The organism is Streptococcus pseudopneumoniae (genome assembly GCF_001068775.1).
Taxonomy (GTDB): Bacteria; Bacillota; Bacilli; order Lactobacillales; family Streptococcaceae; genus Streptococcus; species Streptococcus pseudopneumoniae_N.
This window is the reverse complement of sequence record NZ_JWAJ01000125.1, coordinates 1-11,022: the sequence shown is the minus strand read 5'-3', so window position 1 is coordinate 11,022 and position 11,022 is coordinate 1. Positions and strand designations below refer to the sequence as shown.

10 protein-coding genes are annotated in these 11,022 nt (G+C 40.4%); all 10 read right to left on the bottom strand.

From position 1 onward, the window contains the following. Window positions 1-106: 106 nt before the first annotated feature. The 10 genes from ADF68_RS07375 to rpsA all read right to left on the bottom strand — a co-directional run bounded on the left by ADF68_RS07375 (window position 107) and on the right by rpsA (window position 10,800). A complete protein-coding gene (locus tag ADF68_RS07375; protein WP_049549258.1) occupies window positions 107-1,504 on the bottom strand; it encodes an APC family permease in 1,398 nt (465 codons plus the stop codon). Window positions 1,505-1,786: 282 nt separating this feature from the next. Next, window positions 1,787-3,199 carry a Fe-S cluster assembly protein SufB gene (sufB, locus tag ADF68_RS07370; RefSeq protein WP_049549257.1) on the bottom strand — a complete coding sequence of 471 codons (1,413 nt, stop codon included), beginning with the start codon at window positions 3,197-3,199 and terminating at the stop codon, window positions 1,787-1,789. A 57-nt stretch (window positions 3,200-3,256) separates the two neighbouring features. Continuing rightward, entirely contained in the window at window positions 3,257-3,697 is a 441-nt protein-coding gene (gene sufU / locus ADF68_RS07365) for a Fe-S cluster assembly sulfur transfer protein SufU (protein ID WP_049549256.1), read from the bottom strand. After that, the gene (locus ADF68_RS07360; protein WP_049549255.1) at window positions 3,684-4,910 is read right to left on the bottom strand and encodes a cysteine desulfurase; all 1,227 of its coding nucleotides are present in this window, start codon (window positions 4,908-4,910) and stop codon (window positions 3,684-3,686) included. The genes sufU and ADF68_RS07360 overlap by 14 nt, the downstream gene beginning before the upstream one ends. Before the next feature lie 10 nt (window positions 4,911-4,920). Beyond that, on the bottom strand, window positions 4,921-6,183 hold the full coding sequence (sufD, locus tag ADF68_RS07355) for a Fe-S cluster assembly protein SufD (RefSeq protein ID WP_049549254.1): 1,263 nt from the start codon (window positions 6,181-6,183) through the stop codon (window positions 4,921-4,923). 27 nt (window positions 6,184-6,210) lie between these two features. Next, window positions 6,211-6,981 (bottom strand): Fe-S cluster assembly ATPase SufC, encoded by a 771-nt coding sequence (gene sufC, locus ADF68_RS07350; protein ID WP_049503774.1) that lies wholly within the window; start codon window positions 6,979-6,981, stop codon window positions 6,211-6,213. 152 nt (window positions 6,982-7,133) lie between these two features. Continuing rightward, a complete protein-coding gene (locus ADF68_RS07345; protein ID WP_049503772.1) occupies window positions 7,134-7,328 on the bottom strand; it encodes a DUF3272 family protein in 195 nt (64 codons plus the stop codon). Between the two features lie 22 nt (window positions 7,329-7,350). Next, window positions 7,351-9,015, bottom strand: a complete 1,665-nt coding sequence (gene dnaX, locus ADF68_RS07340; protein ID WP_049549253.1) for a DNA polymerase III subunit gamma/tau — start codon at window positions 9,013-9,015, stop codon at window positions 7,351-7,353. Continuing rightward, a complete protein-coding gene (locus ADF68_RS07335) occupies window positions 9,015-9,512 on the bottom strand; it encodes a GAF domain-containing protein (RefSeq protein WP_049549252.1) in 498 nt (165 codons plus the stop codon). Before ADF68_RS07335 ends, dnaX begins: the two co-directional genes overlap by 1 nt. Before the next feature lie 85 nt (window positions 9,513-9,597). Then, window positions 9,598-10,800, bottom strand: coding sequence for a 30S ribosomal protein S1 (rpsA, locus tag ADF68_RS07330; RefSeq protein ID WP_001001618.1), 1,203 nt, complete (start codon window positions 10,798-10,800; stop codon window positions 9,598-9,600). Window positions 10,801-11,022: the final 222 nt, after the last annotated feature.

Here is an 11,022-nt window from a genome sequence, read left to right as displayed (position 1 = left end):
CTACGCTGATTTCATCAGCTTTTACAGCCCTACTCAACTGTGCGGAGGTGGGACGACGAAATCAAATTCTAACGAATTACCGATTTCTGTCCCACTCTCTTTTTCTTTATTCATTTTCAGCTACAGTTGAATGTTTATAGCCATAAGTAAAGTAGATAATAATTCCTATTAACAAGGCAATTCCAAATGCCATCCATGTTTCAAGAGTATACTGAAGCATGAATGAGAGGCAAATCAGAATAGACAAGATTGGTAAAAAAGGAACCAGGGGAGTTTTGAACTCGCCCTCTTTTGGCATACCCTTATCTTTTCTCAATTTGATGATCCCATAGGCTAGGAGAATAAGATAGGCTAAGGTGCAGATATTGAGAAAGGCTGCAATACTTGCAAGTGGGAAGATCCCAGCTGCAATTGCTGAAACAACACCAGTTAAGATAGTTGCATTCTTTGGAACACGACTAGTCGTGGTCACTTCTTTAAAACTTTGAGGTAACAGTCCATCACGTGCCAAACTATAAATCATTCGAGACAAGGCGTAAGTCATGGAAATACATACCGTAATCAAAGTAAAAATTGCAACGAGTGAAACATAATTAGCTGCCCAACCAATACCGATACTTCTCAGAGCAAAAGCCACTGCATCATCAACATTGAGCTTGCTATAGTGAACAATCCCCGTCAACACCAAGGTAACTAAGGCATAAAGAATGGTTACGATAGTCAAAGATAAAACAATTCCACGCGGTACATTCTTCTGGGGGCTTTGAATTTCATCAACTGCCATAGAAATGGACTCAAACCCTAAAAACCCAAAGAACATGAGTGAAGCTCCTGCCATAATCCCAGTGCTTCCACCATAAATCTGACCAAAGCCAAATGGAGCAAAGTCTGACCAATTTTCAGGTTTAATGTACCAGATTCCAACTAAAATGAATAAAGCAAGAGCAGAAAATTTTAAAACAACAAGAATAGAATTAAAACGAAGAGCTACTTTCGAATTTAAAAGTACAACACCTGTAACAAGTAGAATTACTAAAATTGGTAAAAAATCAATATAAGTACCATTTTCAGGATTAAAAGTTCCATTCAAGACTTGTGGCAAGGAAATTCCATAATGGCTAAGCAAACCTTTAAAATAGGCCGCCCAACCCGAAGCTACACCAGAAACAGCTGTCATAAATTCCATAATAGTCAGCCAACCAGCAATCCAAGCTGGAAATTCACCTAAAATTGCATATAGATAACTATAAGCACCCCCAGTTGCTGGAACACGAGAGGCAAATTCTGCAAAAAAGAGTGCAGATAAGGATACGCAAATAGCAGAAATTACAATCGATACCACAAGGGCAGGTCCTGCTAATGTTGCTGCAGCAGTTCCTGTAATGGTAAAGATACCTGTTCCCACCATAGCACCAATTCCCAAGAGAATTAAGTCCCATAGTTTTAAATGGCGATGCATTTCTGTCTTACCTAGACTAACGTCTTTGGTTCTAAAAATATTCATCATTCATCTCCCACTTTATGTGATTGTATTATTTTACCATACAAAAGACTTTTTGTGAATATTTATTAGCATTTTTCATCAAAAAAACTGAGAGTGGGACAGAAATCGGTAATTCGTTAGAATACGATTTCGTCGTCCCACCTCCGCACAGTTGAGTAGGGCTGTAAAAGCTGATGAAATCAGCGTAGTAGAGCCCACTCAACCACTGCGTCTTGCACGACAATCCAAAGATAATTGAGAGGCTAGGACTTTTGTCCCAGCCTCAGTTTCTGTTCATAAAGTTTATCCGACTGATCCTTCCATTTCGTAGCTAATCAAGCGGTTGAGCTCAACTGCGTATTCCATTGGAAGTTCTTTAGTGAAGGGTTCAACAAATCCCATGACAATCATTTCAGTTGCTTCAGATTCTGAGAGACCGCGACTCATGAGATAATAGAGCTGTTCTTCTGAAATCTTAGATACTTTGGCTTCGTGTTCCAAAGCTACTTGTGAGTTGTGGATTTCATTAAACGGAATAGTATCTGATGCTGACAAGTCATCCATGATAATGGTATCACACTCGATGTGAGAAACAGATTTCTTAGAGTTCTTGTTAAAGGTTACTTGTCCACGGTAGTCAACCTTTCCTCCACCTTTAGCGATAGATTTAGAGACAATAGACGAGCTCGTATGTGGAGCATTGTGGATCATTTTGGCACCAGTATCTTGGTGTTGCCCTGCATTGGCAAAGGCAATCGAAAGCATAGTCCCACGCGCACCTTCTCCATCAAGGTAAACAGATGGATATTTCATAGTTGTTTTGGCACCCAAGTTCCCATCAATCCACTCAACTGTCGCATCTTTTTGAGCCTTAGCACGTTTTGTTACCAAGTTATAAACGTTATCTGACCAGTTTTGGATGGTCGTATAGCGCATATAAGCTCCGTCCAAAGCAAAGATTTCTACAATGGCCGCATGCAAGCTGTTACTTGAATAAGTTGGCGCTGTACATCCTTCTACGTAGTGGACACTTGCTCCCTCATCAACGATAATCAAGGTACGTTCAAACTGACCTGTATTTTCGTTATTGATACGGAAGTAAGTTTGAAGTGGAATATCTACCTTGACACCTTTTGGTACATAGATAAAGGTTCCACCTGACCACACTGCTGAATTGAGGGCAGCTAACTTGTTATCTGTCGGCGGTACCAATTTCGCAAAGTATTGTTTAAATAAGTCTGGGTATTCCTTGAGGGCAGAATCCGTATCTGTAAAGATAATACCTAACTTCTCAAATTCTTCCTTCATGTTGTGGTAAACCACTTCTGACTCATACTGGGCAGAAGCTCCAGCTAGATAGGCACGCTCAGCTTCTGGAATCCCAATACGTTCAAAGGTCTCTTTAATCTTTTCAGGTACATCATCCCAAGAACGTGCTGGTTTATCAGAAGGTTTTTGGTAGTAGATCAAGTCATCAAAGTCAATCTCTGACAAGTCTGCTCCCCAGGTTTGCATGGGCATTTTTTTGAAGGTTTCATAAGATTTCAAACGGAATTCTAACATCCACTCAGGCTCACCCTTGGCAGCAGATAATTCACGAATAACACCTTCGTTGAGTCCTTTTCCTGTCGATAGGACAGGCTCTACATCATCATGGAAACCAAATTTATATTCACCAAGATCAATTGGTTTTGGTTCTACTCTTTCTTCAGCCATAATATCCTTTCTTTCATTCTTCATTTCTAATAATTCATAAGACAAAAGAAGCTTGTCTTATTTGTTTTCTTGATTTTCGATTGTTTTCTTAAGGGCGTTCCAAGCTAGGGTTGCGCATTTAATTCGTTGAGGGAATTTAGCTACACCAGATAAGAATGCTGCATCTCCAAGCTCGTCTTGACGTTCATCTTTTTGCCCTTGGACCATTTCAGAAAAAATGGTTGCAAGCTCTAAGATTTCTTTCTTAGTCTTACCCAAAACTGCATCTGACATCATGCTTGCAGAGGCAGTTGAGATGGTACAACCTGAGTTTAGAAAAGCGATATCTTCCAAACGGTCATCTGCATCAAACTTGACAGAGAGATTGATGACATCTCCACAGGTCGGATTGTTGAGACTGATTTGCTCAGCATCTTCCAACTTCCCTTGGTGATGTGGATTTTTTGAATGGTCCGCTACCACCGCCATATAGAGGCTATCTAGTTTAGAAAGTGCCATTGAAAAACTCCTTTGTCTTTTGTAAAGCATCGACCAGCTTGTCGCAATCTGCCTTGGTATTGTAGATATAAAAACTTGCACGAGCTGTTGCTGGGACGTCCAAATATTGAAGCAGAGGTTGAGCACAATGGTGACCGGCACGAACTGCTACTCCTTCATAATCCAGAGCTGTCGCAAGGTCGTGAGGATGAAGGTCCCCTAGATTAAAGGCAATAACACCTGAACGCTGAGCCAAATCTTGCGAACCGTAAATGGTCAAACCTTCAATTTCCTGCAATTTTGGAAAAACATATGCAATCAATTCTTGTTCATGGGCTTCAATGGCATCCATATCAATGTTTTCAAGATAATCCACTGCAGCTGCAAGTCCAATAGCACCCGCCATATTTGGCGTTCCAGCCTCAAATTTCCAAGGGAGTTCCTTCCAGCTAGCAGATTGCTCGTAGACAAAATCAATCATCTCCCCACCGAACTCGACAGGTGACATTTGCTCCAGATATTTTTCTTTACCGTAAAGAACACCAATACCAGTCGGACCAGCCATCTTGTGACCTGAAAAGGCGAAGAAGTCCACATCCAAGTCCTGGACATCAATCTTCATATGAGGCGTAGACTGAGCACCATCCACCACCATAATTGCTCCAACTTGGTGAGCCATTTGTGTGATTTCTTTGATAGGATTAACCACTCCAAGAACGTTTGATGCGTGAGCTAGTGAAACAAATTTAACTTTGTCAGTCAATTTAGAACGCAAGTCATCCATATCCAGAGCTCCATCTTTGAGATAGACATAAACAAGATCTGCCCCAGTCTTTCGGCAAGCTTCCTGCCATGGGATAATATTGGAATGGTGTTCCATGACTGAAATCAAGACCTGGTCATCTTCAGTCAAGATTTCCTCAGCATAACGTGCTACCCAATTAAGACTAGTTGTCGTACCTCTGGTAAAGAGAACTTCCTTTGTGGAGTCTGCATTAATGAACTTACGAATGGTTTCACGAGCGGCTTCATAAGATGCTGTCGCCCTTTCAGCCAAGGTATGAACCCCACGGTGAACATTGGCATTGTCCTGCTCATAGTAGTGATTAATCGCTTCAAGAACAGCTAGTGGTTTTTGTGTCGTCGCAGCATTATCCAAATAAACCAGAGGTTCGTCATTGACAATCTGGTCTAAAATCGGAAAATCCTTGCGAATCGCTTCTACATCTAACATAGGCTTCCCCTTAGCGTTTTGACAATTTTTCTTCGATCGTCGCAATCATTTCATCACGAACTTCCTTGACTGGAATCTCAACGATTACTGATCCAAGGAAACCACGAACAACCAAACGTTCTGCAGTTGCCTTATCCAATCCACGACTCATGAGGTAATACATGTCTTCTGGATCAACTTGACCAATAGAGGCCGCGTGTCCTGCAGTGACATCATTTTCATCAATCAAAAGAATTGGGTTGGCATCGGAACGTGCTTGGTCTGAAAGCATGAGAACACGACTTTCTTGTTGGGCATCTGCTCCCTTAGCACCCTTGATGATGTGGCCAATACCATTGAAAGTCAAAGTTGCTTTTTCAAGGATTACCCCATGTTGAAGAATATTTCCGATTGAGTTGCAACCATAGTTAGTTACTCGGGTATCAATCCCTTGTACCTGACGACCACTTGATAGAGCTACTACCTTAAGATCAGCATGGCTACCATTTCCAATCAAGTCACTATCAAAATCCGCAACGATATTCCCTTCATTCATGACACCGATTGCCCAGTCAATACTTGCATCGTTTCCTAATTTACCACGACGGCTAATGTAGGCAGTGACGTTTTCACCTAGACGGTCAATAGCTGCAAACTTCACTTGAGCTCCAGAACGAGCAATCACTTCTACTGTAATATTAGCAGTTGCTCTGGCACTTCCTTCACCGCGTGACTCTAAACGTTCCAGATAACTAATCTTAGAATTTTTACCAGCGATAATCATAATATGCTTGTTAAACGGCACATCGCTATCACTATCTTGGTAGAAAATTCCTTCGATTGGTTCAGCAATCTCAACATTATCAGGAATGTAGAGAACAGCACCACTGTTAAAGTATGCTGTGTGGTAGGCTGCCAACTTGTCATCGTCATACTTAACAGATGACATGAAGAATTCTTCGATCAGTTCTGGAATTTCTTCTAAAGCTGAATGGAAGTCTGTAAAGACAACACCCTGTTCAGCCAACTCAACTGGAATTTGCTCAAAAACAGTTTGAGTTCCTACTTGCACCAACTTCAAGTGGTTATCTAGTGCAGTGAAATCTGGAACATTTGCTGATGGCTCACTTTCTGTAATCGTTCCATCACCAAGATTCCAACGGTGAAATTTGACACGCTCAATAACTGGTAATTCTAGGCTCTCAATCTTATCAAAAGCTTTTTGACGGAGTTCAGACAACCAGCTTGGTTCAGCGTGCATTTCTGAAAAAAGTTTAATAGTTTCTTTAGTCATTTACTTCTCCTAAAAGATACGAGGGAATTACAATTCTTCCTTGTAGTCATAGCCAAGTTCTTCAGCTAATTTTGCGTATCCTTCACGTTCCAAACGTGCCGCCAATTCTGGACCACCAGAAAGAACAACACGACCTTCCATCATAACGTGTACCACGTCTGGCGTGATATAGTTCAAAAGACGTTGGTAGTGAGTAATAATCATAGCACCAAAGCCTTCACCACGCATAGCATTGACACCTTTAGAAACAACTTTAAGAGCGTCAATATCAAGACCTGAGTCAATCTCATCAAGAAGTGCGAAAGTTGGTTCCAACATCAAGAGTTGAAGAATTTCGTTACGTTTTTTCTCACCACCTGAGAAACCTTCGTTGAGGTAACGCTCTGCCATTTCTTCTTTCATGTTGAGCAATTCCATTTTTTCGTCTAGCTTAGTGATAAACTCACGCACTGAAATCTTCTCATCATCTTCTTTACCAGCATTTATAGCTGCACGAAGGAATTCTGCATTGGTAATTCCTGGAATTTCTGATGGGTATTGCATAGCCAGGAAAAGCCCCATACGCGCACGCTCATCCACTTCCAATTCAAGGATGTTTACGCCGTCAAATAGAACCTCACCCTTGGTTACTTCATAGTTAGGATTTCCCATGATAGCGGCAGAAAGAGTTGATTTCCCAGTTCCATTTGGCCCCATGATAGCGGCGATTTCGCCTGTTTTCAGGGTCAGGTTAACCCCTTTTAAAATTTCTTTTCCTTCAATTTCAACGTGAAGATCTTTGATCTCTAATACTGACATGATAATTCCTTTCTTTTCAATCCGTTTTACCATTTTCGCTAGAAAATTGTCCTTATTTTTCTAGTAAAAAACGATAAAATGTCAATAAATATACTTTAATAGTATAACAAAAAAAAGCCTAAAAGGCTTTAATTTTGTCTAGAAGCTGAGGGTTACTTCTTTCCTCGAAAATGGTCATCAATAGCGTTGACAATTTTACCCATAATATAGCTGACTCTAAAATTTCTTAGGATTAAAATAGCCCAAAGCAAGGCCATAATATACCGTTGCTCCATGATAGATTCATTAAGGAAATAGGTCTCAGCAGCAGTAAATAAGGCCATGATTATAAATTGTTGTCTGTTCATCGTATTATGTCACAATATCCTTTTAGTCTTCTTCTATGGTCACTTTATCCGCTAGAAATTCAAATCCTTGAGGAAGGACAGATTCTTCCACTTCTTCCTTAACTGGTTGACCTTGTGACGATTTAGCCTTAGCTGAGAAATCAGCCCTGACTTCTTTCCATTCTTCCATGGAAATAGCAAGAATCTCTGGTGAAAATCCCGCAGCTTGACTGAGGATATTGCCAAACATGGTATTAAGATTATCACGCTTCATGGTCTGACCAGCATTGAAGTTAGATTCAAAAGCAAGAATCGCATGGTGCTCATTGGCCGCAACAGGTTGAGAACCAACTAAAAGTGCTTTATCAGGTCCTGACAAGCTTTCAATAACTTCTTCCCAAGCATTTTGGAGACGAATTAGATTTTGACGGGCTAAATCAGGATTTTCAACAGCTTCTTGAAGAATAGACTGAACCTTATTGCGATCTACGCGATAAATTGACTTGCTGTTAACTGGACGACTCGGTGTTGGTGTAGTCTGCTTAGGACTCGTGTTAACATTTGCCAGAGCCTGTTTCAATCGCGCAACTTCTTCTCTAAGTGAGGCTAATTCACCAGCGACTTGACCTGTTATTTCAGGCTTAACTTCAAGCTCAGCTAGACGAATGGTCATCATTTCAGCATAAATCTTAGGCTGTAAGCTAGCCTTGATATCAGCTAAACTACTTGTTGCAATTCCAATCATCTCGAACAAAACAGCCTGTGAAAGACCTAGGTTATCCTTAAAGAGATCACTATAGTGAGTATTCTCCCCACCAGTTTGGACAATCAAAATATCTCGTAAATACTGCAACAAATCCGTTACAAATCGTGTCATGCTCTTTCCGTTATCAAAAATCAAATCAAGATTTTCCAAAGCACGAGTCACATCTTTTTGTGCCAAAGCAGCCACATAATCATCCAAAGCACTTAGACTGATAGTTCCAGTGATTTCCTCAGAAACAGCAGTTGTCAATCGAGCTTCCTGCGTCAAACTCAAAGCCTGGTCTAAGATGGACAAGGCATCCCGCATACCACCTTCGGCTCGACGAGCAATAATCTCAACAGCATCAGACTCATAATCAATCCCTTCCTTTTCTAAAATATGGAAGATATGGTCTCGAATATCCTGAGTCTTGATAGACTTAAATTCAAATCTCTGAACCCGAGATAAGATGGTTGCAGGAATCTTATGAAGCTCTGTCGTTGCTAGGATAAAAACAACATTTGGAGTTGGTTCCTCAAGAGTTTTCAAAAGAGCATTAAAGGCTCCTGTTGAAAGCATATGAACCTCGTCGATGATATAAACCTTATAGTGGGCAACACTTGGAGCATAAGTTGATTTATCACGAATATCACGAATTTCATCAACCCCATTATTAGAGGCTGCATCCATTTCGATAACATCCTCCAAACTACCATTTGTAACCGCCTGACAGACATAACAGTTATTACAAGGTTCTCCCCCTACTTGATTAGGGCAGTTCATAGCCTTAGCAAAAATCTTAGCCACACTAGTCTTACCAGTTCCACGAGGACCTGAAAATAGATAGGCGTGGCTTATTTTTTCCTGTTCAACAGCTTGTTTAAGAGTTTTTGCTACCACCTCTTGACCTACTAGCTGTGAAAAAGTCTGGCTTCTATATTTTCGATAAAGGGCCTGATACATTACGCTTTCTCCTCAAACATTGAAAAATTCCATTCGGTTTTCTCTAACAAAATAGCAACAAACTCTTCTAGATATTTCAGATCCAAGTCATCATAATCATCAACAAGAGATGAATCTAAATCTAGAACGCCCAGAAGACGTCCCTCTTTAACCATCGGCACAACAATTTCACTACGAGCACTACTATCACAAGAAATATAGTTTGGATAGGTTTTAACATCACCAACAATCACTGTTTGACGACTAGCTGCAGACTCTCCACAAACACCTTTTCCAAGAGCGATTCGTACACATGAAACTCCACCTTGAAAGGGTCCCAAAATCAGTTCATTCCCATCAAATAGATAGAAACCTGCAAAAACAGTATTGGGAAAGCTTGTTTTTAGCAGAGCACTGGCATTTGATAGATTAGCCAACACATTGGGCTCTCCTTCTAAAAGATAAGAGAGCTGTTCATTTATTGTTTGATAAAGTGATTCTTTTTCTGAATATAACATAAAACCATTATATCAAAAAATGCTAGTAGAAAAAAGAAAAATCCCTTGTTTTAAAAACAAAGGATTTTATTCAAATTCGAATGGATTAAAGTTCGATGTCTCCGAACAAGTCAGCCATTGAGAATCCTGTTTGAGTTTCAGGAAGTTCAAAATCACGTTTTTCTTGACGTTTTGGACGACGTGGACGTGGAGCGCGTTTTTCTTCTTTTTGTCCTTCTTCTTGAGCTGGACGTTCTTCAAGTGCTTTGATAGAAAGAGATACACGTTCTGCATCAGCGTTAACTTCAAGAACTTTAACAGTAACTTCTTGACCAACTTTAAGAGCTTCTTTTGGATTTTCAATACGTTTGTGTGAAATTTGTGATACGTGAACAAGTCCATCGATACCTGGCAATACTTCAACAAATGCACCGAAGTCAGTCAAACGTTTAACTGTACCTTCTACAACATCACCTTTAGCCAATTTTTGCTCAACGCCATCCCATGGTCCAGGTGTTGTAGCTTTAAGTGAAAGTGATACACGTCCTTCTTCTTCGTTAAGATCAAGGATTTTCACTTCAACTTCTTCACCAACAGTTACAACTGATTTTGGTGAAACGTTACGTTCGTGTGACAATTCAGTCAAGTGAACCAATCCGTCAACACCACCAAGGTCGATGAAAGCACCGAAGCTTGTGATACGTGCAACTTTACCAGTTACAACATCACCAACAGCCAATTTACCGAATACTTCAGCACGAGCTGCTGCAGTAGCTGCTTCTACAACTTCACGACGTGAAAGGATGAAGCGGTTTTCTTTAGGATCAACTTCTTTGATTTTAGCATCAAACTCTTGACCTACAAAACGCTCAGTGTTACGTACAAAACGAGTATCCAACATTGAAGCTGGGATAAATCCACGTACACCTTCAAATTCTACTGAAAGTCCACCCTTAACAGCGCGAGTTCCTTTAACTGTAACAACTTCTTCTTCACGTCCTACAAGTTTGTCCCATGCTTTGCGAGCTTCAAGGCGTTTTTTAGATACAAGGTATGTTACTGTATCAGTATCTTTACCAACTACTTGACGAAGTACAAGAACATCCAATACTTCACCTACTTTTACAAAGTCATTGATATCTGCATCGCGATCGTTTGTCAATTCGCGAAGAGTCAAGACACCTTCAACACCAGTTCCAGAGATTGCAACATTAGCTTGAGTAGCATCAACTGTCAATACTTCAGCACTAACAACATCACCTGGCTCAACTTGGCTAACGCTATTTAGCAAATCTTCAAATTCGTTCATCTAAAAAATCCTCCAACAATCAAGTTTTTCTTAAACTTGACATACTTATAATTTTTTCCTAAGCACCCGCAAAGACATGTTATATCGTTCACGTCCTTCAATTATAAAAATAAAATACCCTAAGATATTTTTCTTTTTATCTTGAATTTATTACCTAAGAACTGGGGTAGCTGGATTCGAACCAACGCATGAGGGAGTCAAAGTCCCTTGCCTTACCGCTTG